At 61.0% G+C, this 23169-nt stretch carries 22 protein-coding genes; 12 read left to right on the forward strand and 10 right to left on the reverse strand.

Annotation, left to right across the window (positions count from 1 at the left end):
• The first annotated feature begins 12 nt into the window (after window positions 1–12).
• Complete coding sequence (locus JJB09_RS05405; RefSeq protein WP_201654320.1) at window positions 13–1173, forward strand: LysR substrate-binding domain-containing protein; 1161 nt, start codon at window positions 13–15, stop codon at window positions 1171–1173.
• 27 nt (window positions 1174–1200) lie between these two features.
• Window positions 1201–2397: an MFS transporter gene (locus JJB09_RS05410; RefSeq protein ID WP_201654323.1), complete on the forward strand. Its 1197-nt coding sequence runs from the start codon at window positions 1201–1203 to the stop codon at window positions 2395–2397.
• Window positions 2398–2490: 93 nt separating this feature from the next.
• On the opposite strand, the gene uxuA is transcribed toward JJB09_RS05410, so the two are convergent.
• A complete protein-coding gene (gene uxuA / locus JJB09_RS05415) occupies window positions 2491–3681 on the reverse strand; it encodes a mannonate dehydratase (protein WP_201654325.1) in 1191 nt (396 codons plus the stop codon).
• Between the two features lie 138 nt (window positions 3682–3819).
• Between uxuA and JJB09_RS05420 the strand changes: the two genes are divergently transcribed.
• From JJB09_RS05420 to JJB09_RS05445, 6 genes are all read left to right on the forward strand, one after another.
• A complete protein-coding gene (locus tag JJB09_RS05420) occupies window positions 3820–4557 on the forward strand; it encodes a FadR/GntR family transcriptional regulator (RefSeq protein WP_201654328.1) in 738 nt (245 codons plus the stop codon).
• Window positions 4544–5329, forward strand: a complete 786-nt coding sequence (locus JJB09_RS05425; protein ID WP_201654331.1) for an SDR family NAD(P)-dependent oxidoreductase — start codon at window positions 4544–4546, stop codon at window positions 5327–5329. The genes JJB09_RS05420 and JJB09_RS05425 overlap by 14 nt, the downstream gene beginning before the upstream one ends.
• Before the next feature lie 108 nt (window positions 5330–5437).
• Window positions 5438–6538, forward strand: a complete 1101-nt coding sequence (locus JJB09_RS05430; protein ID WP_201654334.1) for a Gfo/Idh/MocA family protein — start codon at window positions 5438–5440, stop codon at window positions 6536–6538.
• Entirely contained in the window at window positions 6538–7359 is an 822-nt protein-coding gene (locus JJB09_RS05435) for a sugar phosphate isomerase/epimerase family protein (RefSeq protein ID WP_201654336.1), read from the forward strand. The genes JJB09_RS05430 and JJB09_RS05435 overlap by 1 nt, the downstream gene beginning before the upstream one ends.
• Window positions 7356–8183: an alpha/beta fold hydrolase gene (locus JJB09_RS05440; RefSeq protein ID WP_201654339.1), complete on the forward strand. Its 828-nt coding sequence runs from the start codon at window positions 7356–7358 to the stop codon at window positions 8181–8183. The genes JJB09_RS05435 and JJB09_RS05440 overlap by 4 nt, the downstream gene beginning before the upstream one ends.
• Window positions 8180–8887, forward strand: coding sequence for a ribulose-phosphate 3-epimerase (locus tag JJB09_RS05445; RefSeq protein WP_201654342.1), 708 nt, complete (start codon window positions 8180–8182; stop codon window positions 8885–8887). Before JJB09_RS05440 ends, JJB09_RS05445 begins: the two co-directional genes overlap by 4 nt.
• Before the next feature lie 12 nt (window positions 8888–8899).
• Here JJB09_RS05445 and JJB09_RS05450 read toward each other — a convergent pair whose 3' ends face one another.
• The 5 genes from JJB09_RS05450 to JJB09_RS05470 all read right to left on the reverse strand — a co-directional run bounded on the left by JJB09_RS05450 (window position 8900) and on the right by JJB09_RS05470 (window position 13786).
• Window positions 8900–9715, reverse strand: a complete 816-nt coding sequence (locus JJB09_RS05450) for a DeoR/GlpR family DNA-binding transcription regulator (protein ID WP_201654345.1) — start codon at window positions 9713–9715, stop codon at window positions 8900–8902.
• 84 nt (window positions 9716–9799) lie between these two features.
• Window positions 9800–10546, reverse strand: coding sequence for an ATP-binding cassette domain-containing protein (locus tag JJB09_RS05455; RefSeq protein WP_201654348.1), 747 nt, complete (start codon window positions 10544–10546; stop codon window positions 9800–9802).
• On the reverse strand, window positions 10539–11603 hold the full coding sequence (locus JJB09_RS05460; RefSeq protein ID WP_201654351.1) for an ABC transporter permease subunit: 1065 nt from the start codon (window positions 11601–11603) through the stop codon (window positions 10539–10541). Before JJB09_RS05460 ends, JJB09_RS05455 begins: the two co-directional genes overlap by 8 nt.
• Before the next feature lie 112 nt (window positions 11604–11715).
• Window positions 11716–12705 carry an ABC transporter substrate-binding protein gene (locus JJB09_RS05465; protein ID WP_201654354.1) on the reverse strand — a complete coding sequence of 330 codons (990 nt, stop codon included), beginning with the start codon at window positions 12703–12705 and terminating at the stop codon, window positions 11716–11718.
• Between the two features lie 169 nt (window positions 12706–12874).
• Window positions 12875–13786 (reverse strand): sugar-binding transcriptional regulator, encoded by a 912-nt coding sequence (locus JJB09_RS05470; protein WP_201654357.1) that lies wholly within the window; start codon window positions 13784–13786, stop codon window positions 12875–12877.
• A gap of 258 nt (window positions 13787–14044) precedes the next feature.
• Between JJB09_RS05470 and JJB09_RS05475 the strand changes: the two genes are divergently transcribed.
• Genes JJB09_RS05475 through JJB09_RS05490 form a run of 4 tightly spaced genes read left to right on the forward strand, consistent with a single transcriptional unit; the run spans window position 14045 to window position 18676 of the window.
• Window positions 14045–14962 (forward strand): tagatose-bisphosphate aldolase, encoded by a 918-nt coding sequence (locus JJB09_RS05475; protein WP_201654360.1) that lies wholly within the window; start codon window positions 14045–14047, stop codon window positions 14960–14962.
• A 15-nt stretch (window positions 14963–14977) separates the two neighbouring features.
• Window positions 14978–16429 carry an ROK family protein gene (locus JJB09_RS05480; RefSeq protein WP_201654363.1) on the forward strand — a complete coding sequence of 484 codons (1452 nt, stop codon included), beginning with the start codon at window positions 14978–14980 and terminating at the stop codon, window positions 16427–16429.
• The gene (locus tag JJB09_RS05485; RefSeq protein WP_201654366.1) at window positions 16426–17409 is read left to right on the forward strand and encodes a tagatose kinase; all 984 of its coding nucleotides are present in this window, start codon (window positions 16426–16428) and stop codon (window positions 17407–17409) included. The genes JJB09_RS05480 and JJB09_RS05485 overlap by 4 nt, the downstream gene beginning before the upstream one ends.
• A 1-nt stretch (window position 17410) precedes the next feature.
• The gene (locus tag JJB09_RS05490) at window positions 17411–18676 is read left to right on the forward strand and encodes a D-tagatose-bisphosphate aldolase, class II, non-catalytic subunit (protein WP_201654369.1); all 1266 of its coding nucleotides are present in this window, start codon (window positions 17411–17413) and stop codon (window positions 18674–18676) included.
• Window positions 18677–18695: 19 nt separating this feature from the next.
• Here the strand turns inward: JJB09_RS05490 and JJB09_RS05495 are convergent, their stop codons facing one another.
• The 4 genes from JJB09_RS05495 to JJB09_RS05510 all read right to left on the reverse strand — a co-directional run bounded on the left by JJB09_RS05495 (window position 18696) and on the right by JJB09_RS05510 (window position 23143).
• Window positions 18696–19418 carry a FadR/GntR family transcriptional regulator gene (locus tag JJB09_RS05495; protein ID WP_201654372.1) on the reverse strand — a complete coding sequence of 241 codons (723 nt, stop codon included), beginning with the start codon at window positions 19416–19418 and terminating at the stop codon, window positions 18696–18698.
• The gene (locus tag JJB09_RS05500; protein ID WP_201654375.1) at window positions 19415–20419 is read right to left on the reverse strand and encodes a dihydrodipicolinate synthase family protein; all 1005 of its coding nucleotides are present in this window, start codon (window positions 20417–20419) and stop codon (window positions 19415–19417) included. The genes JJB09_RS05495 and JJB09_RS05500 overlap by 4 nt, the downstream gene beginning before the upstream one ends.
• A 10-nt stretch (window positions 20420–20429) precedes the next feature.
• Window positions 20430–22145 (reverse strand): IlvD/Edd family dehydratase, encoded by a 1716-nt coding sequence (locus JJB09_RS05505; protein WP_201654379.1) that lies wholly within the window; start codon window positions 22143–22145, stop codon window positions 20430–20432.
• Window positions 22146–22363: 218 nt separating this feature from the next.
• Entirely contained in the window at window positions 22364–23143 is a 780-nt protein-coding gene (locus tag JJB09_RS05510) for an SDR family oxidoreductase (protein ID WP_201654382.1), read from the reverse strand.
• Window positions 23144–23169: the final 26 nt, after the last annotated feature.

Genomic DNA, 23169 nt, shown 5'->3' on the forward strand with positions numbered 1-23169 from the left:
AGGAGGACGCGCATGATCATGCAACCCATCCAGACCGAACTGCGCCAGCTGTTCGTCGAGGGCATGAGCAGGGTGGCATCGGCCGTCACTGTCGTCACCACGGATGGCGAGGCCGGTCGACACGGGGTCACCGTCAGTTCGATGACCTCGGTTTCGGCCGACACGACCAAGCCGTCGCTGCTGATCAGCGTGCACCACCTGAGCCCGGCCTGCGAAGCGATCCGCAAGAACGGCCGCTTCTGCGCCAATGTGCTGAGCGGCAGCCAGAGTGGACTGTCCGACCTGTTTTCGGGCCGACTCAAGCCGGAAAGCGGCGACAGGTTTGCCGAGACGGCCTGGCATGCCGGGGCAACCGGCGCCCCGGTGATCGAGGGGGCCATCGTTTCCTTCGATTGCGCGCTTCGCACCGCGCTCGTCTGGGGCACGCATTGCATCTTCATCGGCGAAGCTGAGAACATTGAAATGTCCGAGCAGCGCTCGCCGCTCGTCTATGCCAATCGCGGCTACCGGCGGGCGGTACCCATCGCGACCCCAGAGCAGGCGGTTCCAGTCGTTGAAGAAGAACTGCGCGTCGGCTTTTTCATGACGCTAGCACCGCAATTCCTTCCGTCGCTGATCGCCGAGTTCTCCAGTCTACATCCGACCACCGGCATACGGCTGCTCGAAACGGATCACGAGGATCTCGTCGAGCAATTGCGCGCCGGGCGCATCGACGCCGCGATCAGCTACCGGCTGGCCATGCCTGCGGACCTCTCGATCGAGACACTGCGCCGGGCGCAGCCGCATGTCCTGCTGCCAACCGATCATCTCCTGGCCGCAAGCGCCGGGCTCGGCGTTGCGGATCTTGCCGACCTGCCAATGGTTCTGCTCGATTATCCATCGGTGCGAACCGCTATCAACGCCCTGTTCCAGCGGCATGGCCATAAACCCGCGATCCGCTTTCAGTCACCCTCTTTCGAGATGGTGCGGGCACTGGTCGCGCATGGTCTGGGCTATTCGATCGCGCCGCATCTTCCCAGCGATCTGGCCTCTCCGGACGGCAAGCAACTGGTGGCGATCCCGCTGATGGAAACATTTGCCGAGGCCGACATCGTCGTCCTGCTTCGGCCCGGCACCAAGCTGGCGAGCACCATGGACGCCTTCCTATCACAGTGCAGAAAACTCATTGAATAAACAACGAACTTCGGAGGGGAAGTCACAATGACGTTTCAGAAAAGCCAAGAAAATCCAATCGACAAGACATCCGTCTATGTCGCCGCCGGACTGATATCCGCCGCCGGCGCATTGCTTCTCAACGTGTTGCCGGTTCTGTTCGGGACGCTGGCGGAGGCGTTCGGCCTGGGAGAGGCCGAGCTCGGAAATCTGGCCTTCAGCGCCAATATCGGCTTTGCGCTGCTCGGCATCATCTCGCTCGCCTGGGTGCGCAAGACAAGCTGGCGGACCATTTCGATCATCGCGTCGGCCGTGGTCACGCTGGCCATCCTCTACATCTGGACCAAGCCATCCTACGGCGGATTGCTCGCGGCCATGGCAGTTGCCGGTGCTGGCACCGGCGCGCTCTACGCGCTTGCCATGGTGATTTTCGGCGACAGTTCGCAGCCGGAACGCGCCTATGGCTTCAAGCTCGGCATGGAAACGCTGCCGGGCGTGGTGCTGCTGGTGCTGCTGCCGGTCGTCATTGCGCCGGCATGGGGTTTCGGTGGCGTAATGATCACGCTGGCGCTGGCCGCTGTCCTGATGGGCATCGTGCCCTTGCCATGGGTTCCGGCTCGCGGTCTCGACCGTTCGGGTGACGCCTCCCCGACGCACGATCACGTTCCGCACGGCTCTGCTTCAACGACCGTCTGGCTGAGCCTGCTCGCCAGCCTTATCTTCCTGATGGGTATCATCGCGATCTGGGCGTTCCTCGAACTTATCGGCAAGCAGACAGGGCTTTCGTCGGATACGATCGGCATGGTCCTTTCAGCCGGCTTCTTCGTCAACGCCATTGGCGGTTTCATCGCAGCCGGACTGGGCCTCAAGGTCGGCCGTATCACGCCGGTGGTTATTGTCATCGCGGCGGAACTTCTCGGCCTCGTATTGATCGGGCAATTCGCTTCCGTCACCACATTTGCAGTCGGTGTGATGCTGTTTCTGTTCTCGATCAACTTCGTGCTCGCCTACACATTCGGCCTGATGGCGGAATACGACCTTTCGGGCAAGCTCGTGGCGCTGGGTTCCGTATGCCTGTCGCTTGGCGGCGCGCTCGGTCCAATGATTTCCGGTAACATCATCGAATCCTCTGGATATACGGCCGCGCTGGTCTTTTCCGGTGGCTGCTCGTTGGTGGCGCTTGCCATCTACGCCTCACTGGCACGACGGGCTAGCCAGCTGACGCTCGCGCCCTCGCAACCCTAATGTTGCCGAAGCCGGGACGCTGATAGTGAGAGCGCGTCGCGCTCTCACACCTGTTCGACAACGATCGAGAACTGTTCGTCTGCCCGATTTCTGCTATATGCTGCTGTCGAGAAACCGGTGGGCCATGCGCATGGCGCCCCGGAGTTCGGCGAGTCCCTTGAGACGGCCAATCAGTGAATAGCCTGGGTTGATCCGCGACTTGCCGATATCATCGGCGAGCAGATGGCCGTGATCGGGCCGCATCGGGATTTTCCAGTCACTTCGTCCCTCGCGCCGACGGCGGAGTTCTTCCCGGGTCAGAGCGATCACCACCGCTTCCATATCCGTGGAGCCATCGAGATGATCCGCCTCATAGAACGAACCATCCGGCTCCAGCGTCACATTGCGAAGATGGGTAAAATGGATGCGGCTTGCGAACTCCTCTACCATAGCCGGCAGGTCATTGTCCGGTCGCGCGCCAAAGGAACCGGCGCAGAACGTCAATCCGTTTTCCCGAAGATCGACCGCCGCCAGGATTGCCCGTGCGTCTGCCGCCGTAGACACCACCCGCGGCAGGCCAAACAGTGAAAACGGCGGATCGTCGGGATGGATGCACATGTTGACGCCGCATTCCGCGGCGACCGGGATGATCTCGGACAAGAAGTCAAACAGGTTGGATCGCAACGCGTCGGCATCGATGTCGCGATATTCGGCGAGTGCGGATCGGAATGCGGGCCGGTCGTAGACACGCTCGGTTGCCGGCAGCCCGGCAATCAGGTTCCTCTCGATCCGCTCTGCGGTGTCGTTATCCATGGCCTTGAAGCGCATTTCAGCTTCTGCCACACGGCCATTGTTGTAATCGTCGGCCGCATTGTGTCGTTCGAGGATGAAGATGTCATAGGCGGCGAAATCGACCGCATCGAACCGCAACGCATAACCAGTTGATGGCAGCCGGTACATGAGATCCGTGCGCGTCCAGTCGACCACCGGCATGAAATTGTAGCAAACCGTGCGAATTCCGGCTTCCGCCAGTGCGTGGATCGTCTGCTTGTACTGATCGATATAAACGCGCCGCTCGGGCGACCCGATTTTGATCGAATTTTGCACCGGAATGCTTTCGACCACCGACCATGTCAGGCCGGCAGCTTCGATGGTCCTTTGATGTGCGGCAATTTCGGACGCCGGCCACGCCGAGCCGTCATAGATGTGGTGCAAGGCCGTGACGATGCCGGTGGCACCCGCCTGCCTGATGTGATCGAGCGGCACCGGATCCGTTGAACCATACCAGCGAAAACACTCCTGCATCATGCGCCTCCCGTTTTATTTGTTGGACCACAGTGCAAGATACTTTGCAATATCGCAGCGAGATAGGCAGAAGGATTGACAACTTTTGTGATCCAGTCCAACAATTAGCCAGTTTATAGACCCAGCCAACGGGTAAGCATGGAAACCATCGAAACGCCAGAGCCGAAGGATGTCCCGCGCGGCTCTGCCGTCGAGCGGCTGGTTGAAAGCGTGCAGGAAATGATAGCCGAGCGTGGCCTGGCTTTCGGCGACCCACTGCCAACCGAGCGGGAACTCGGGCAATTGTTCGGGGGTAGCCGCAACACCGTGCGCGAAGCGCTGCAATATCTGCGGGCTTACGGCATCATCGACATTAGGCCCAAGACCGGCGCGGTTCTAGCCAATCGGCAGAGCCACGCCGTTGCCCGGCTGATGACGCTTCACCACAAAATCTCGCCGGCCTCCTTCCGGGAGGTTCAAGGGTTTCGCAAGATTGTCGAGTCGGCAGCGGGCGAAGCGATAATCATGCGGGCGAACGAAGGCGATCTGCTGCGGCTGGAGCAAACAAACCGGCAACTGCTCGAATGCAGCGATGTTGAAGGGTCCGCCCACCAGGATTTTGCGTTCCATGACTTGCTGGTCAGCCTTGCCGGCAACAGCGTGCTGCACGCTAGCTATCTATATCAGCACAATGCGATCCTCGACATCATGACGCTCGGCAAGGAAAACCGCCCGATCAACGAGGCGACGTTCGATGCGCACCAGGAAATCATCGATGCACTAAGGGCGCGCGACCGTATCGCCTTTGCCTATCTACTCAATCGCCATCTGGATTTCGGCATGCAGTTCGTAGAGGCGGAAAACCATTCACCGGGAGACATTGATGGCGGAGTTTGAAGGTAAGGTCGCGCTGGTTACCGGAACGTCCGGTATTGGGCGCGCCTCAGCGCTGGAACTGGCAAGATCCGGCGCGCGCGTTCTATGCCTTGGTATAGACGACGGCGCCAATGGCGAGCTCACTGCGATCGGTAAAGCAGAAGGGTTCGATATCGTTGTCCGCAAAGCCGATGTCTCGCGGCCAGACGAAGTGCAGGCGGCAATCGTCACTCTTGAATCAGACTTCGGAGGGCTGGATATTATCGTCAATTCGGCGGCCATCCACCCCTATGGCACGGTCGTGGATACCGATCCCGAAGTGTTTCTGCGTGCCTATGCGGTCAATGTCGGCTCCATCCAGCTTACCGCGCGCTACGGCATTCCGCTGATGAGAAAGCGCGGTGGCGGGGCGATCATCAATATCGCCTCGGTTCAGGGGCATGCGTGCCAGAAGAATGTCGCGGCCTATGTCGCGACCAAAGGCGCGATCCACGCGCTGACCCGTGCCATGGCCATCGATCATGCGAGCGACAAAATCCGGGTGAACTCGGTCAGCCCCGGCTCGGTTCGCACCCCGATTCTGGAATTGGCCGCCCGGACGTTCGATGGCAACAATGCCGACATAGAGGATGTCTTCAAGCGATTTGGCGCCGCCCATCCCATCGGTCGGATCGGCGAGCCGGAAGAGATCGCAGCACTCGTTGCATTTCTTGCTTCCCGCCGCGCCGGCTTCATTACAGGGGCCGACTACAGCATCGATGGTGGTCTACTGGCCGGACTGGGGGTGCAGTAAAGGCAGGGCGGCGAAATCGAAGGCAGCGGCATAGATGCGTTATCTTGCGTTTTTACGCAGCTTTATGCGCTTTCAATATTGACATGCGGCACAAAAGCGCCGACGCTTATGGACGTCATCGCATGGGAGGTTCGCGTGAAGAAACAGGATCGGCAGCTCCGCGTCGGCGTGCTCGGCTGCGGACCGATCGCGCAGTTTGCGCATTTTGAATCGAGCACCAAAGCCCGCAATGCATGCCTCTATGCCATCTGCGATGCAGCCCCCGATCTGGCTGCCCGGATGGGCGCGACTTACGAACCGGACAAGATATATTACGATTATGACGACATGCTTGCGGATCCCGCGCTCGAGGCGGTGATCATCGCCACATCGGATGCGTTTCATGTTCCTGCTGCCATCAAAGCCCTCGAAGCCGGCAAGCACGTGCTTTGCGAAAAACCGGTCGGCACAAACGTCGAGGAGGTCGAGGCGCTTGCCGAAGTGGTGCGCCGGAGCGGCAAGGTTCTGCAGATCGGCCATATGAAGCGCTTCGATCCCGGCATCGAGGCGGCCAAGCAATTCATCGACGAGGAAATGGGCGCGCGCCTGGCGCTCAAGGCTTGGTATTGCGACAGCACCCACCGCTACACAATGACGGATGCCGTACAGCCGCTGCCTGTTCTCAGCAAGGCGGCACTGAAGCCTGCGGGCAATCCCAAGGCCGACCTCAAGCGCTACTACATGCTCGCGCATGGCAGTCATCTCGTCGATATTGCTCGCCATCTGTGCGGCGAGATCGAATGGGTACGGGCCCGCCTGCTCGAACGGTTCGGCGCCTATTGCTGGTTCGTCGAAACAGGATTTGCAGATGGCACTCTTGGCCATCTCGACCTCACCGTCGCCGTGCGGATGGACTGGCATGAAGGCTTCCAGCTCTATGGCGAGAACGGCAGCGTGCTCGCCAAGACCTATAACCCCTGGTACTACCGGTCGAGCGACGTCGAGATCTTCCGCGAGAAGACGGCCGCATACGAACGCGCGCTCGGCGCCGATGGCCACTTCTATCGCCGGCAACTGGAGGGATTCGCAGACACCATCCTGGATGGCTCGCCGATGCGCGGCGCCGACATCGAGGACGGCCTTGCTTCGGTCCGGGCAATGGCCGCCATCGCGCGATCAGTGGAGACGGGAACAAGCGTCGACGTCGCATCGATGACCGGGGCGATCTGATGCAGGTGGGGATCTTTGCCAAGACCTTTGCGGGCGCCGACCCGAAGACGGTGCTGTCTCATTCCGCTGCCGCCGGTTATGGCTGCGTGCAGTATAACTTCGCCTGCTCCGGTCTGGCCTCCATGCCGGATACTGTGCCCGAAGAGGCCATGCACGCCATCGTGTCGGCAATGCAGGCGACCGGCATGGAGATCGCGGCACTTTCCGCCACCTACAACATGATCCATCCCGACAGGTTGGTGCGCGAGGCAGGGATGGCACGGCTCGAGGTCGCGCTCAAGGCTGCGGCCCGGCTGGCGATCCCACTCGTCACCCTGTGTACCGGAACCCGCGATTCCGACGACCAGTGGCGACATCATCCGGACAACGCCAGCGCGGAGGCTTGGCGCGATCTGGTCACGGAGATGGAGAGGGCAGCCGCAAAAGCTGAAGCGCTGGGCATCCATCTGGGCATCGAGCCGGAACAGGCCAATGTCGTGCAGGATGCGCAATGCGCCGTGCGGCTGATGCGCGAGGTGCCGTCGCAATCCCTCCGGATCGTGTTCGATCCCGCCAATCTGTTCGAACATGCGAGCCAGAACGAGGCGCGCAGTATCGTGACGCGATCCATCGATGTGCTGGCAGACCGCATCGCTATGGCCCACGCCAAGGACAGGGATGCGGCGGGACAGTTTGTCACTGCCGGTCAGGGCATAGTCGATTTTCCCGACTTGATTTCGCGGTTGAAGCAGGCCGGCTTCGACGGACCTGTCGTCACCCACGGACTTGAGGAACATGAAGCGCCGGAAGTCGCCCGCTTTCTGGCTGGACTCATCGCATGAGCGAGGCAATGACCCAACTGCCGGACGGAACTTCGCTCAACGTCGTCGATGTCGGCACCGGCTATCCGGTGATCTTCCAGCATGGTCTTGGCGGCGACAGGCATCAGGTCGCCGACAGCTTTCCCGAACCCATCGCTTGCCGGCGCGTAACGGTGGAATGCCGTGGCCACGGCCTTTCCGACAAGGCGGCGGTCGAACGTTACTCAATTGCCGGTTTCGCGGACGACATCATTGCTGCCGCCGACAGCCTGGGCCTTCAACGGTTCATCGTGGGCGGGATATCGATGGGCGCGGCGATTGCGCTGAGGCTCGCGATCACCAGGCCAGAGCGCATCGCCGCCCTTATGCTCGTCCGCCCCGCATGGTTGACCGAACCGGCGCCCGACAACATGCGGCCTTTTGCCGAAGCGGCAACGCTGCTGCATACCCACGGCCGCGAAGGCCGCGAGATCTTTGCCAGTTCACCCACCGGTATTCGCCTCGCTACGGAGGCCCCAGACAATCTTGCATCGCTTCTCGGATTTTTCGAGCGCGACGATCTCCACGCGCTTGGCGATCTGCTCGGGGCAATTGCGCTGGATGGCCCAGGCGTGACCGAGGAACAGGTCCGTGCCTTGAGTATCCCGGCGCTCGTCGTTGGCCACACGCATGACCTTGTCCATCCATGGGCCTATGCCCGCCAGCTTGCAGGAATTATCCCCGGCGCTCGCTGGGCCGAGATCACACCGAAAGCGGTCGACAAAGCCCGCTACGCCGCCGACCTGCGCGCCGTAATGGACGCGTTTCTGAGAAAATTCGCTGCTTCCGAGGAGACCCGCACATGAGCACCGCTTCAAACCCGCCGGCCGGCTGGCTGGATACCCTTCCGCGGAACCGGTTGCTCGGAGAATTCTCCCTCTGGTCCGCCGATCTTGCAAATCTGGAAAATGAGATCCGCCGGGTCGACCAGCATGTCGATCTCTATCATGCCGATGTGGCGGATGGGCGGTTTGCACCCTCCTTCCTGTTCTTTCCCGACCAGCTTGCACGCATTCGCAAGCTGACGAAGAAGCCGATCCACGTGCATCTGATGGTGGAGGGCGACATCGTATTAAGCCAGATCCGCCAGTTTGCCGAAGCCGGTGCCGACCTAATATCCGTTCATCCAGAAAATGGCGCAGTGACCGGCGAAGCGCTGGACCTGATCCACTCGCTTGGTCTCAAAGCTGGCGTCGTGCTGCGGCTGGAGACACCTGTCAAGACGATCGCGCCGCTGGTAGAGCGGCTGTCCTTCGTCACCCTGCTCGGCACGGCAATCGGGGTGAAAGGACAGGGGCTATCAGAGCAGGCTTGCCCGCGGCTTCGCGAAGCCCGCCTCCTTCTCAACGCAGCTGACCGCAGCGACATCATACTGGCGGCGGATGGCGGCATTCGCGACAACACCGTCCCGGCGCTGCGCAGCGCGGGCGCCGAAACCGTCGTGCTCGGCTCGCTGGCTTTCGGCGATCCGGATCTCGCTACGCGCATGGCCTGGCTCAAAGCGCTCTGAGGCGAAAAAGCCTCAGCAGACGATCAGTTGCGTTCCTGCCTTCTTCATCGCCGTGACGATGGCGTCCGGCGGCCAGGCGTCGGTTACCACAAAGGTGATCTGGCTGAATGTCGCGACCCGGGCAAAGGCAGTTGTATTGAACTTGCTTTGATCGAGCAGCGCGATCGTCCGGGAAGCAACCTTGATCATCGCCGTGGTCTCAGACGCCTCCTCGAGACGTCCCATCGACACACCGCCAGCCGCGATGCCGGTGGCACCGATAACCGCAGTGTCGGCACTGATACCGGACACCTCGGGAAACCCGACGGGGCCGATCGTCACCTGCGAAACGGGCCAGTAGGCGCCGCCTAGAATGTGGATCGAGCGCAACGCGCTTTCCGGCGTCACCGGCGGCAGGCGCAGGTTATTGGTGATGATGGTGAGGTTCTGTTTATCGCCGAGGGCTGCGGCGAAGAAACAGGTGCTGGACCCGCCATTGACAATCAGGGTTTCGCCATCCCGGATGAGGGCGGCAGCCGCCTTGCCGATCCGCTGCTTGGCTGACGTGAAGGCGTCCATCCGCGAACCAAGCGTCGTATCGACGCGGACAAGCGTGTCGTTGTAAATTGCGCCGCCATGGGTACGGAGGATAAGCCCGCGACCTTCCAACTGGTCGAGGTCCCGACGGATCGTGTCGCGGGAAACCGAAAGCTGTTCGACCATCTCGTTGACGGTCATCTGGCCGTGCTCGCGCAGAAGTTCGACCAGCCGGTTGTGACGGACGGCGGGCAGCGCGGCACTGCCTGTCATCGGGGTTGGCGATTTGGCGCTTTCCGGCTCGTCTACCATTGGGTCCCATCATTGTCGAAAAAGGGCCAGCTATTTGACCGCCCCTTCTCATAGATGCTCATGCATGGCATGCCAAGGCGTGCCTCACCCACCAATCATCAGCTTGACGACTTCATCGTGGTTGGTATCGGCGATGTTTCTCTCGCCGGCGACGATGCCGCGCCGCAGCACCACGATCCGGTCCGATACCGCGAAAATATCCTGGAGATTGTGGGAAATGAAGATGACCCCGCGGCCCTGCGCCTTGAGCGACTTGATCAGGGAAATCACCTTGCGTTGCTCCGGAACACCTAGAGCCGCGGTCGGTTCGTCCATGATCAGGATCTTGGCGTTCCAGTAGACGGCCCGGCCGATTGCCACCGCCTGCCGCTGGCCGCCCGAGAAGTTGCTGACCGGTGCGTCCAGCCGCTTCACATGGAAATCCAGCAGCGCCATGGTTTCGGCAGCGGCCTTGGACATCGTTTTGCGATCGATCACCGGCAAGAAGCCGAATGCCTTGCGCATCGGTTCGCGGCCAAGGAAGATATTGGCGCCGATCGTCAGGTTGTCAGCGAGCGCCAGGTCCTGATAGATCGTCTCGATGCCGAGTGCTCGCGCCTCCTGCGGCGACGAAAACGTCACGGGCTTTCCCTCAATCAGGATCTCGCCTGAGGTCGGGGGATAGACACCAGAGATCGCCTTGATCATCGTGGTCTTTCCGGCGCCGTTGTCGCCTGCGAGGGCAACGACTTCACCCGGACGGACCACCATCGAGCAGTCATCGAGCGCACGCACGGCGCCAAAATGCCGCGACAGGTTGCGGACTTCCAGAAGCGGGGTCTGACTATTCATCTTGCTTGCCTCCGCTGAACCGGCGTTGCGCCTGATCGATCAGCACGGATATGATAATGACGACGCCGACCGCGATGAACTGCCAGAAGGGCTCGACATCGAGAAACACCAGTCCGTACTGGATGACGGCAATAACGAGGGCTCCCGCGACAGTGCCGATGATCGAGCCTGAACCGCCGAACAGGCTGGCGCCGCCGATCACCACGGCTGCGACGCTATCGAGAAGCAGGGGTTCGCCGGCCTGCGCTGCACCGGCTGTGAAGCGAGCCGCATAAAGCGCGCCGCCGAGGCCGGCGCACATGGCCGAAAGCACATAGAGGCGCAGGATATGGCCCTTGATGTCGATACCCGCACGTCGCGCCGCCTGGACGTTGGCACCGATCGCATAGTTATGCTGACCAAACCGGGTCTGGCTGAGGATGTAGTGCATCACGAGCACGAAAATGGCGGTCACGATTACCAGGTAGGGAACGCCGAAGATGCGTCCATTGCCGAGCATGGCGAAATAGGAATTGGAAACCGGCACCGTGGTGCCGCCCGCAAGCAGGAAAGCCGCACCACGCGCAACACCGAACATCCCGAGAGTGCCGATGAAAGGAGGGACTTTCAGCCGGGAAATCAACAGGCCGTTGACGAGGCCGGGAATACCCGCGGCGAGAATCGCGCAGAGCATGCCGAAGAGCATGGCAAACGGCAGGGGCATGTAAAGCCCGGCGATGTTGGTCAAATGAGCCGCGACCACGGCGGCAAGCCCCATGATGAAGCCGGTCGACAGATCGATGCCACCGGAAATGATCACGAATGTCTGTCCGACGGCGATCAGCAACGGCGCGACCGCGAAGACGGCGACCGATTGCCAGTTATAGGACGAGAACACGAACGTGCCGCCAAAATCCACGCGAGCCCATATTTCGAAGGTCACAATCAGGGCGGCAAGAAACAGCCATGCCCGCAACTGGGCAATGCGCTGTACGATGGACTTTGCGGTTTCGCCATGGTCCGCCTGGGGCGCCACGTGCTTGGTCGCATCATCTAGGGATAGTTGTTGTTCTGACATCACGATTTCCGGACAGCGGGACAGGCCGGTGCAGGCCGGCATGCCTCCGTCTCAAGAGCCAAAAGAGGTGGCATCCGGCCTGTGCCGGATGCCTTGGTCGTCGGGAGGATGCTTAGTCGGAGTAGATGAACTTGGCGACGTTCGGATCGGCAACGTTCGACTTGTCAATGACGGTAAAACCGGTGCCGATCGCGGTCGGAACGGAGTTGCCGGTCAGGTGCGCATAGGCCGCCATGACGCCGAAATAGCCGATTTCAGCCGGATGCTGGGCAATCGCCATATCGACGAGGCCGGTATTGATGTTGTCGACGATGCTGGTCGGCGCATCGAAGGCAACTACCTTAACCTTGCCATGCTGGCCGGCCTGCGACACGCCGTTGGCCGCGCCGAGAGCCGAAAACAGATTGGCGCCGAACACGCCTGCCAGATCGGGATTACGAGCAAACACCGCCTGCAGCTGTGACGCCGCCTTGTTGGCATCGTCCTCGTTGAACTGGGTTTCCAGAACCTCGATGCCCGGATGCTTGGCCATTTCGCGCTTGAAGCCTTCTTCGCGCTGATCGGTGGTGGAGATCCCCGGCTTGACGTTGGAGACGTAGACCTTGCCCTTGTCGCCGATGGCGGTGGCCAGCGCACGCGCGGCAATCTCGCCACCCAGGATGTTGTCGGAAGCGATGTAGGAAAGCGGGAAGTCCGCGTCACCGGCGCCAGTCTGATAGACGCCCGTGCCAATGAAGGTGTCGACCGTGAACACCGGAATGCCGGCATCGGCAGCCTTCTTCAGCGGCTGAACGAGCTGGGTCTTGTCGGTCGGCGCGATCAGGATCGCATCGGGATGCTTGGCGATCACCGCATCCAGAACCGGAACCTGGGTAACCGGGTTGAAATCGGGAGCGCCCTGGAAAACAAGCTCGGCGCCGACGGCCTTCGCAGCCGCTTCAGCACCCTTGCGCATGGTAATATAGAAAGCGTCGGTCGTCAGACCGGGCACAAGTGCGATGGTGAATTTCTTGTCCTGTGCGCTGGCGTGACCTGCGGTCAATGCAGCTGTTGTAGCGACTGTCGCTGCTGCGGCAATCTTGAAAAATGAACGGCGCTCCATAGTCTCCTCCTGATGTGAGCTGGTCCCTCTACCATTACCCGGCAACTCCTCCTGAAACCGGTTGGAACCATATTCACGCCCAGAATGAGCGTTCGTCAAGTGAAATTTCTTCCTGAAACGAATTTCGTGCGTTTTTCTGCACGTTTAACAAATGTCAAAGCTTGGCTGATTAGCTTTCTCGAACGCCGCGAACGATATCCAGAATTGCCTGCGCAGTCGCCGTGTCTGTCACGACAGCGTTGATCATCCCGGAACGCACTGCGCCGACTATGCCTGCCGCCTTCTCCACCGTTGCCGCAACGCCGATCGAAAGCTTCGTACGACGCAATTGTTCAGGCGATGCTGCGATCATCCGCTCCTCGCCTTCCCAGTGAAGGATCGCTCCTTCGATATCGACGTAGTGGCGGATGACGTCGCCGACCGCACTCAACGCTTGTTCATTCACCGTGGCGGCGCTGGCTTCGGGCGGATTGATCGCGTGCGGCAGGCCGATCCCTACGATGCAACAGTCCATCCGATCCCAGAGGCCAGTCGTCTCCTGCACATCGGGATCGCTCAGGAACGCCTCTCGCAATTCCGTCGAGGAAACATAGGGCGCATGCAAAAAATGCGGTGTACCGCCGAGTTGCTCTGCAGCCTGGCGCGCGAATTCGTTGATCTGGAAATGCGCTGCCGCCTGCTGCATGCCTCCATTCATGGGAACGGCCAGCACCCCGGGAATGCGCGGCAAGCCGGCCATCAGCACCTCGCGCACGGCGCGGCCCCATCCGATTCCCAGAACCGACCCGGTGCCAAGCCCCTCCTCCCTGAGAAGGTTGCCCAGGGGTGCTGCAAGTGCACCAAGCACTGCCGTACCCGGCGTATCGATGACAGCCGCCCTTTTCAGTCCCAATGCTTCGATCAGCTCGAGCGTGATCTCCTCGGGAGAGGCGAGATCGAGCACTTCAATCCGCACGATGCCAACGGCGCGCGCCTTTTGCAGCAGACGCGACACTGTGGCGGTCGAAACACCCAGCTTTCGGGCAATATCGACTTGCGCCATGTCTGACTGGTAATGCAGCTTGGCGACCATGTGCAGCATCGCCCGCGACGCGGGAGTTTCCTGGGAGGGTTGCGGAGGCAGCTTGCAATTCCTTTCTGAAACGTGTTACATGAACGCGACTTGGAGGAGTTATCGCTGAAAAGCAGCAAAATCGCAATGCGCTTGAATGCCTAAATTCCCGGCTGCTTCAGACGTGCCTAACATAAGGCGCGCCGCGCTAAGATATTGCCTTTTTTCCGGTCTCCCCGGGCACTTATCAACAGCCGCCACAACCTGGGCGGAGCGGGAGTATACACGATGGCAGCAATGACGACAGCCGAACGGCGCGGATACCAGCAGATCTGTGGCGCAAGCGGGGCAATGATGGTGATCGCCTGCGACCAGCGCGGCGGCATGCGCAGTTTGCTCGCCGCAAGCCCCGAAGATCAAGCAAAGATCAGTAACGACACATTGGGCGACACCAAAGCTGATATCACACTGCATCTCGCCTCGCACGCCGGCTGCGTGCTTGTCGATCCGATGTGCGCGGTGCCAAAACTGGTGGACGACGCCATATTGCCGCGCGACACGGCCCTGCTGATCGGCATCGACGCATCGGGCTGGGATACCTCCTCAGAAGGCTACCGCATTTCCAAGATGGTAGAAGGGGTGGATGCGCGACGCGTTCGCGAACTTGGGGGCACTGGCGGCAAGATCATGGTCTATTTGCGTATGGATGTGCCCGCAGCCAACACCCAGAACCTGGAAACGCTCAAGGCGAGCATCGAGGATTTCTCCCGTGAAGATCTCCTGCTGGTGGTGGAATTCCTGACCTACCGCCTTCAGGGCGAGAGCGCCGAAGAATATGAGGCAAAGATCCCGATGCTGATCCAGGAGGGTTCGCGCGCCTGCCTCGAGCTCGGCTCCAAGGTGCTGAAGATCCCCTATCCCGGTTCCGAGGAATCCTGCGCCGAAATCACTCGCATTGCCGGCGACGTTCCCTGGGCCGTTCTTTCGGCTGGCGTAGATCATCAGACGTTCCTCGGTCAGGTCGAAGCCGCCATGAAGAATGGCGCGTCCGGCGTCATTGCCGGCCGGTCGCTGTGGAAGGATTGCATCTCGCTCGACAGGGACGTTACGAAGGCGAAGCTTTCGACTGTGGCGGTTTCCAGATTGCGGGATATCCAGGCGCTGATTGCACGCTATTATCGGCCCAGTGACAGCAAGGCAGCATGAGGCCCGGCGGCAAACATGGACACGCAACATTGCACCATCGGCGTGGATATCGGCGGCACGAACATTCGCGCCGCGCGGATCTCGCGGTCAGGCGACATTCTGCGCAAGAAGATCGTTGCCGGCAGCCGTGATCGGCAGACGGCAATCGGCCTGATTGCCGATCTGATCCGGGAGATGGATGGCCCGGATGTGGTCGCGATCGGCATCGGCGTGCCGGGCCGGGTCGATGCCGGAACCGGCATGGTCCTGTCGGGCGGTTATCTCGACCTTTCGGGCTGCGACTTCAAGCAATTGATCGAACAGACATTTGGCAAGCCCGTGGTGCTTGCCAATGATTGCAGCATGGCGCTGATCGGTGAAACCGGCGTCGGTGCCGCCCGCGGCGCCGAAAGCGCCGTCATGCTGACCATCGGCACCGGTATCGGCGGGGCGGCCATGGAAAGCGGGCGCATCGTCAACGGCAAGCAGAGTGCCGGGCAATTGGGGCACCTGATAATCAATCATGCCGGGCGGCAATGTGTTTGCGGACAACGCGGCTGCGTCGAGACGGAATCCTCGGGCACATCGTTGCGCCGCCATCTCGACGAGGCCGGTTATTCAGCCGAAACGCGTTTCGAAGATATCCTGCCGCTCGCTCGCGCCGGCGACGAGCTTGCGCTGTCCGTCATGACGCGCTGGGCTGGACCGCTAAGGGCAGCCATCGGAACTCTCTCGGCAACATTCGACCCCGCCGTGCTGCTGCTGGGCGGAGGCATGGGGGCTGCGGCAATGGACGCACTCGGCTTTTTGCCGAAGGTGGAAGGCTGGTACAATACCGACGTACGGCCGGCAGCACTGGGCGACGACGCCGGCGTGATCGGGGCCGGTCTCGCGGCCCGCGACGCTGCAACGGCAGCCAATGCCGGTTCTTCCGCCCCGTTAGGCGGCAAACGCGTGTTGATGGTCAACGGCATCCCGGCGTCGGGTAAAAGCCGCCTGTCACACGCGATATCGGAACGCACGGGCTGGCCTGTCCTGGCGCTGGACACTGTCAAGAACCCGTTTCTCGAACATATCGAAGGCGTCGATCGCCTATTCAACCGCACCCTTGGCAAGGCAAGTTACCAGGCGATTTTCGCCGTCATCGCCGATGCGCCCGACGGCTCCACTTTCATCGTCGATGCCTGGTTCGGCTTCCAGCCTATCGAGTTGCTGCAACAGCACATCGCTTCGTCCGGTGTAACCGGCATCGCCGAGATCTGGTGTCATGCCCCCGGAGAGGTGCTTGCCGAGCGCTATGCCGCCCGGCTCGACCAGCGACTTGCCGGCCATCCCGGAGCAGCCTACATCCCCGAACTTGTGGAACTCGCCAAACATGCCTCGCCCGCGCGATTGGGACCAGTCTATGATGTCGACACAACCTTGCCGCCTGCCGATGATGCGGTCGTGAACTGGGTGAGAAAGACTTTGCAGGGAGAGACCGCATGAGCCAGGCCGAACGACCCGCCATAGCCCCGGAAGCCCTCGGCCCGGCCATCACCATCGGCGAAATCCTGGTCGAGATCATGGCAGATGCACCGGGGCTGGGTTTTCTGGAACCGTTGGCTCTGACAGGTCCCTTTCCATCGGGGGCTCCGGCGATCTTCATCGACCAGCTCGCCCGGATGGGCGCTTCGGCCGGGATCATCGCCGCTGTGGGCGCCGACGATTTCGGCACGGTCAATATCAGGCGGCTCGCGGATGATGGCGTCGATGTTTCCGCCATCGCAATTGCTCCACAGCACCCCACCGGCACGGCCTTCGTTCGCTACAAGCCGGATGGCGGCCGTGATTTTGTGTTCAATATCGCCCTGAGTGCCGCCGGCGAAATCCACCCGACAGAACAGGCTCGTGCTCTGATTGGCCGCGCTGGCCATCTGCATCTGATGGGAACCGCGCTCACTATCCCTCATGCCTGGCCGGTTATCCAATATGCCATGGATACCATCCGCAGCCGCGGTGGCAGCTTCTCCTTCGATCCCAATGTCCGAAAGGAACTGCTTGCCAGCCCTGATTTCCGCGAACGCTTCGCGGCCGTGCTGGCGCGTGCCGATGTATTGCTGCCTTCTGGTGACGAGTTGTTCGCGGCAGCCCCCGCGGCAAACGAGCCCGAGGCTGTAACAAAGCTGCTGGACCTCGGCATCAGCGAAATCGTGTTGAAGCGGGGGGCTTCAGGCGCCACCGTGTTCACGCGTGCGGGTCGGTACGACGCCACTGCCTATGGCGTGGAGGAAATAGACCCCACTGGCGCAGGCGACTGCTTCGGGGGCGCCTATATTGCCTGCAGGCGACTTGGCCTGCCTATCGAGCAGGCGCTTGATTACGCCAATGCCGCCGGCGCGATCGCCGTCACCGCACGCGGCCCGATGGAAGGAGCCTCGACCAGGGACATGCTTGAGGCGTTCATGAACAATGCAGGGAGAATGTAGCATGTACCCCGCACTGAAGCGCCTTGCTGAAAGCCGCCGCAGCGGAAAGCCGCGCGGAATCACATCGGTCTGCTCCGCCCACCCTCTCGTCATCCGTGCTGCGATCCGCCGTGGCGTTGCCACCGGCGAGGCAGTGCTGATCGAGGCGACCTGCAACCAGGTCAATCAGGATGGCGGCTATACCGGCATGACGCCCGCCGATTTTCGCCGGCTGGTGCTGGGGATCGCCAATGAAGAAGGCCTTGCCTCCGATAACCTCATTCTAGGCGGCGACCATCTTGGCCCCAACCCCTGGAAGTCGCTTGCGCCCGACATGGCAATGGAGAAGGCCAGCACCATGATCCGCGCCTATGTCGAGGCTGGATTCGAAAAACTGCACCTCGACACGAGCATGGGTTGCGCGAACGAACCGCCGGCTCTCGAAGATACCCTGGTGGCCGAACGTGCCGCCGCCCTTGCCCGCATCGCCGAAACCCATGCGCCCGACAACAAACGGCTTGCCTATATCATCGGCACCGAGGTGCCGGTGCCGGGTGGCGCCGACCATCTGCTCGACGTGGTGACGCCGACCACTCCCGAGGCCGCCATGGCCACCATCGCCATCCACCGGCAGATTTTTCGAGAGGCAGGCCTCGCGGAGGCGTTTTTGCGCGTCATCGCCGCTGTCGTCCAGCCAGGCGTGGAGTTCGGTCACGAGAACGTCGTCGCCTATCAGCCCGAGCAGGCAAAAAGGCTTTCCGCAGTGCTGGACCAGACCGAGGGGCTGGTCTTCGAAGCACATTCCACCGACTACCAGTCCGTCGATGCGCTGACTTCACTGGTGCGTGATGGCTTCCCAATCCTCAAGGTCGGCCCCGGCCTGACTTTCGCATTGCGAAGGGCACTCTACGGGCTCGATCTGATCGCGAGCGAACTCGATGCCACCTACGGTGCGCGCCCGCTTGCGCGCATGATGGAACACCTCCTCCAAAACGACCCCGGCCATTGGCAAGGGCACTATCGTGGGCCGGAAGCGACGCTGCGCGCACTACGCCATTATTCCTATTCCGATCGCATCCGCTACTACTGGCCGCTTCCCGAGGCACAAGCGGCGATCAAGAGGCTTGCATCGGCGCTTGAGGGCAAAACTATTCCCGACACTCTGTTCAACCAATTCCTGCCGGGGTTGCCCGCAGGTCTGAACGACGCTTCGACGGAAAGAATCCTGATCGCGGCTGTCGACAAGGTGCTGGCAGACTACGCCGTCGCGACCCGGAGCAGCGATTGACACTGGCACGCCTGAGTGACTACTCGGGCGCTGATTGGGAAGTGTGAGTAAAATTTCTTCGATAGGTTGCGCCGATCAGGATCTCTGCGGCTTCAGCCGCGGCCTTTTCGTTGCGAAGTTCGATGGCGTCGATGATTGCTTCGTGCATTTTCAGCGACTGTTGAAGGCCACCGAAAGATTTGAGCGTTTTTGGGATGCTGATCGTCAGCGCAGCGCGGATGACGGATGAAACCGGCAGCAGAAACCTGTTATGTGCGGCCTGGAAGATCTGCAGGTGAAAGCTGATATCCGCCTCGATCGCCGCCGCTGCCGTCTCATGGTCTGCGGCCATACGGGCAAACGCCGCTCTGATCAGCCCGTGCTCCGTGGTCGAGCCGCGACGGGCGGCCAGTTTTGCTGCGAGCGGCTCGACAGCAAGGCGAATCTCGAACAATTCTTCGGCCAGCGCCTCCTGATCATCCGCGTCGCCTTGCCAGGCAAGCACCACCGGATCGAGCGTGTTCCAGAATTCCGGCGATCGAACACGCGTGCCGAGACGCGGCTTGGCCTCGATGAAGCCTTTTGTAGACAGGATCTTCAACGCCTCACGCAATGTGGTGCGGCTGACTTGCAGACCGGAGAGAAGCTCGGTTTCCTTCGGCAGGATCTCACCGACCTTCAACTCTCCGAGCGTGATACGACGCCCGATCTCGCCGGCGATCCGTGCCGGTAATCCGCGGTCTCCAAGTGCGATCGTTTTCATGCGTTATCCGTTCGAGAGTGTCCGGTCGCATGTTCCATAGTGGAATTCGAAGCCGCTTGCACCTGCTGCATGCAATCGCCGCTGCATTCCGACAGTGTCCCGTCGAAGACGCCGAGCTCTGCCGCATAGCGCCTTGTCATCTCCAGCCCTGCCTGGCTCGGACGAAGCGCTGGTGCACGGTCGAATATCGGCATTCCTGCTCGTTCGCCGAACAGGCGCTTTCCGTAGCAAAGAAGGTTCTCGATACCCTGCATGGTGAAGACGACCGCGGGCAACATTTGCCGATAAGCCTCTTCTGCTTCCTCCTTCCAGCCGTCCATGAAGAATTCATAGGCACGCACGGCGTAATCGATGCAATCAGGAGCGAGGATCAGGCCGCGGCAGCCCGCGCGCAGATTGTCGGGTAATTCCAGCCCGGCTCTCCCGTTGAAGACCGGGAGCTTTCCGTCTGTCACCTCGATGAGGGCAGCGATATCGACCACCGGGCCTTCACCCTTGACAAGCCTGATATTGGGATGCTGCTGCACGAGATCGCGAATGTCGACGGCCGTCAATCCACGGCCCATCAGGGCCGGGGCATTCTGGATGGCGACCGGAAGATCGGTCTGATCGGCCACGCGCCCGAAGAATTGCATGTATTCTCGTGCCGCAAACTGCCCGATCATCGGCGGCTGGAGGATCAGCCAGTCGGCCCCGACGTCGGTGGCATGACGGGCCTGGCGCACTTGCTCTTCGACCGAAGATCCAAAAATCGTCAATGCGACCGGCACGCGCCCGTCGGTATCCTGGACGACCCATTCCATGACTGCTATGCGCTCGTTCTCGCCCAGCTTGGAGGCTTCCGTGGCAAGGCCAAGTGCTGCCATTCCATGCACGCCGGCTGCCAGGCAAATGTCCACCTGCCGGCGCATGGCATTGCGGTCGAGCTTTTCGTCCTTGTCGAACAGCGCGTAGAGGATGGCATGGATGCCGTGCAGATCCTCGGCCCGGAAATCGTTCACGCCCGCCTCCTCAATGGCTTTCGCGGGGAACCGCATGGCCGCGGCATCCCACGAGGAAGTCGAGATCGGCGCCCTTGTCCGCCTGCATGACCCGTTCGACATAGAGCCCCTGGTAGCCTCCGGGCATGTCAGGCACTGGAGCGACCCAGCGTGCGTGACGGCGGCTCAATTCAGCATCATCGACATCAAGGTGCAGCTTGCGGTTTTCCACATCGAGTTCGATGAAATCGCCATCCTCGACCAGCGCCAGCACGCCGCCGACGGCCGCCTCGGGCGCCACGTGCAGAACGACCGTGCCAAAGGCTGTGCCGGACATGCGGGCATCGGATATCCGGACCATGTCGCGCACGCCCTTTTTTAGCAGTTTCTGCGGCAGCGCCATGTTGCCGACCTCCGCCATGCCCGGATAGCCTTTCGGCCCGCAGTTCTTCAGGACCATGATGCAGGTTTCGTCGATATCCAGATCGGGATCATCGACACGGCTTTTGTAGTGATCGATGGATTCGAAGACAACGGCGCGGCCACGATGCTTCATCAGGCCGGTTGTTGCCGCGGATGGTTTCACAATCGCGCCCTGCGGGGCAAGGTTGCCCCTGAGCACAGCTATTCCGCCCTGCTGGGTCAGGGCCTTTTCACGGGGCAGGATGACGTCGGCATTGTAATTCTCTGCACTTTCGATATTGGCGCCGATTGTTTTGCCGGTCACCGTCATGCAGTCGAGATCGAGCAAGTCGGAGATCTCCTTCATCACGGCAGGCAGTCCGCCCGCATAACAGAAATCCTCCATGAGATAGGCCCCGGAAGGCATCAGGTTGAGGATTGTGGGCACGTCGCGACCGAAACGATCCCAATCATCCAGCGTCAGTTCCGTGCCAACTCGCCCGGCAATCGCCAGAAGATGCACGACGGCGTTTGTCGAGCCGCCGATCGCGCCGTTGACGCGGATGGCGTTGGCGAAGGCTTCGCGCGTGAGGATATTCGACAGGCGCAAGTCCTCGGCGACCATATCGACAATCCTGCGACCCGTCAGGCGTGCCAGCCGGGCCCGGTGCGCATCGACCGCCGGGTAGGCTGCATTGCCTGGCAGCGCCAGGCCAAGCGCTTCGGCCATCGAGGCCATGGTGGACGCTGTACCCATGGTCATGCAATGGCCGGGCGACCGTGACATCGCGCTTTCGGCCGCCATGAAATCAGCCGGCGACATGACCCCTGCGCGGACATCTTCGGAGAATTTCCACACATCGGTACCAGAGCCTATCGCGCGGCCCTTGAACTGACCGTTCAGCATGGGGCCACCCGATATGACGATCGACGGCAGATCACACGAGGCTGCCCCCATCACCAGCGAGGGCGTGGTCTTGTCACAGCCTGCAACGAGCACGACACCGTCAATAGGATTGCCGCGGATCGCTTCCTCGACGTCCATCGATGCGAGGTTGCGAAACAACATTGCCGTGGGGCGGAGATTGGATTCGCCGCAGGAGAAGACGGGAAACTCCAGCGGCAGTCCACCAGCTTCCAGTACACCCGCCTTGATCTGTTCGACCAGGCCACGGAAATGCGCGTTGCAAGGCGTCAATTCCGAAAAGGTGTTGCAGATGCCGATCACCGGGCGGCCGTCGAATGCATCGTCGGGCAGGCCGTTGTTCTTCATCCAGCTTCTGTGAATGAAGGCATCCTTGTCCAGCCCGCCGAACCAATGCTGCGATCTCAACTTTCTGGACATGGTCCATTCCTCCACTCATAATCCGATTTTATTCTCATATAATCGGAGTTAATCACAGTCAAGCCATCATGAGCAGAGAGGAACCGGCTTCCGAATGACACCGGTCAGGTCAATGGAAAGCGGGCAGCCCTAGCGATGGGGTCGCCGCGAGTGGCGACCCCATCGCTAGCTGGCCTTGAAGGAAGGAGTTTTGGGCAGAAGTTAAATGAACGGCAGCTTCAGACCGGATGATGCAGCACGCTGAGACCGCCATCGACCGTGAGGCACGTCGCGTTCATGAAGGTGCACTCGTCCGAGATCATGAAAAGCGCGGCGCGGGCGATTTCTTCCGCCTCGGCAATACGGCCGCCCGGATGCAACTTCATCGTGGCGGCTCTGGCCGCCTCGGGATCCGAAAAGCTGTTCCAGTATTCAGTGGCTTTCTGCGTCATCACATAGCCCGGCGCGATTGCGTTCACCCTGACGCCATCAGGCGCATATTCAATGCCGAGCGACTTCGTCATGCCAAGCAATGCATGCTTTGCCACCGGATAGGGAAACGTATGCGGAATAATGGTGAAGGCATGCGTCGAGGCAATATTGAGGATTGCGCCACCGCCGGCCGCGATCATTCCGGGCAGCACGGCCCTGCAGCAGTTCCATGCACCCTTGAGGTTGATGTCAAAGCAGCGTTGCCATTCCGCGTCGGATATCTCAAGCGGTTTGCCAAAGACATTTACACCGGCGTTGTTGACGAGCGCATTTGGTTGTCCGATCGTGGACGCGGCGTCAGCGACCGCGCGGCCAATTGCGTCGACATCCGTGATATCGGCTTCGCAAAAAGCAAGGGTTCCACCGCTTGCTTGCAAACGCTTCGCCTCTCTTTCAAGCAACGGCCCGTCCCGATCGATCAGATAAAGGCGCGCGCCCTCCGCCAGAAACACCTCCGCAATGGCAAGGCCAATTCCCTGCGCCGCTCCCGTCACCACAATGCGCTTGCCTGCGAGCCGTTCGCCCATATCGACCTCCAAATCTGTAAATGTAT

This window comes from Phytoamicus setariae, from assembly GCF_016722925.1.
GTDB lineage: Bacteria > Pseudomonadota > Alphaproteobacteria > Rhizobiales > Rhizobiaceae > Rhizobium_E > Rhizobium_E setariae.

Bases quoted from the DNA above. Each gene is read 5' to 3' on its own strand.
- JJB09_RS05405 (WP_201654320.1), top strand. From the start codon at position 13: ATGATCATGCAACCCATCCAGACCGAACTGCGCCAGCTGTTCGTCGAG.
- JJB09_RS05410 (WP_201654323.1), top strand. From the start codon at position 1,201: ATGACGTTTCAGAAAAGCCAAGAAAATCCAATCGACAAGACATCCGTC.
- uxuA (WP_201654325.1), bottom strand. From the start codon at position 3,681: ATGCAGGAGTGTTTTCGCTGGTATGGTTCAACGGATCCGGTGCCGCTC.
- JJB09_RS05420 (WP_201654328.1), top strand. From the start codon at position 3,820: ATGGAAACCATCGAAACGCCAGAGCCGAAGGATGTCCCGCGCGGCTCT.
- JJB09_RS05425 (WP_201654331.1), top strand. From the start codon at position 4,544: ATGGCGGAGTTTGAAGGTAAGGTCGCGCTGGTTACCGGAACGTCCGGT.
- JJB09_RS05430 (WP_201654334.1), top strand. From the start codon at position 5,438: ATGGACGTCATCGCATGGGAGGTTCGCGTGAAGAAACAGGATCGGCAG.
- JJB09_RS05435 (WP_201654336.1), top strand. From the start codon at position 6,538: ATGCAGGTGGGGATCTTTGCCAAGACCTTTGCGGGCGCCGACCCGAAG.
- JJB09_RS05440 (WP_201654339.1), top strand. From the start codon at position 7,356: ATGAGCGAGGCAATGACCCAACTGCCGGACGGAACTTCGCTCAACGTC.
- JJB09_RS05445 (WP_201654342.1), top strand. From the start codon at position 8,180: ATGAGCACCGCTTCAAACCCGCCGGCCGGCTGGCTGGATACCCTTCCG.
- JJB09_RS05450 (WP_201654345.1), bottom strand. From the start codon at position 9,715: ATGGTAGACGAGCCGGAAAGCGCCAAATCGCCAACCCCGATGACAGGC.
- JJB09_RS05455 (WP_201654348.1), bottom strand. From the start codon at position 10,546: ATGAATAGTCAGACCCCGCTTCTGGAAGTCCGCAACCTGTCGCGGCAT.
- JJB09_RS05460 (WP_201654351.1), bottom strand. From the start codon at position 11,603: ATGTCAGAACAACAACTATCCCTAGATGATGCGACCAAGCACGTGGCG.
- JJB09_RS05465 (WP_201654354.1), bottom strand. From the start codon at position 12,705: ATGGAGCGCCGTTCATTTTTCAAGATTGCCGCAGCAGCGACAGTCGCT.
- JJB09_RS05470 (WP_201654357.1), bottom strand. From the start codon at position 13,786: ATGCTGCACATGGTCGCCAAGCTGCATTACCAGTCAGACATGGCGCAA.
- JJB09_RS05475 (WP_201654360.1), top strand. From the start codon at position 14,045: ATGGCAGCAATGACGACAGCCGAACGGCGCGGATACCAGCAGATCTGT.
- JJB09_RS05480 (WP_201654363.1), top strand. From the start codon at position 14,978: ATGGACACGCAACATTGCACCATCGGCGTGGATATCGGCGGCACGAAC.
- JJB09_RS05485 (WP_201654366.1), top strand. From the start codon at position 16,426: ATGAGCCAGGCCGAACGACCCGCCATAGCCCCGGAAGCCCTCGGCCCG.
- JJB09_RS05490 (WP_201654369.1), top strand. From the start codon at position 17,411: ATGTACCCCGCACTGAAGCGCCTTGCTGAAAGCCGCCGCAGCGGAAAG.
- JJB09_RS05495 (WP_201654372.1), bottom strand. From the start codon at position 19,418: ATGAAAACGATCGCACTTGGAGACCGCGGATTACCGGCACGGATCGCC.
- JJB09_RS05505 (WP_201654379.1), bottom strand. From the start codon at position 22,145: ATGTCCAGAAAGTTGAGATCGCAGCATTGGTTCGGCGGGCTGGACAAG.
- JJB09_RS05510 (WP_201654382.1), bottom strand. From the start codon at position 23,143: ATGGGCGAACGGCTCGCAGGCAAGCGCATTGTGGTGACGGGAGCGGCG.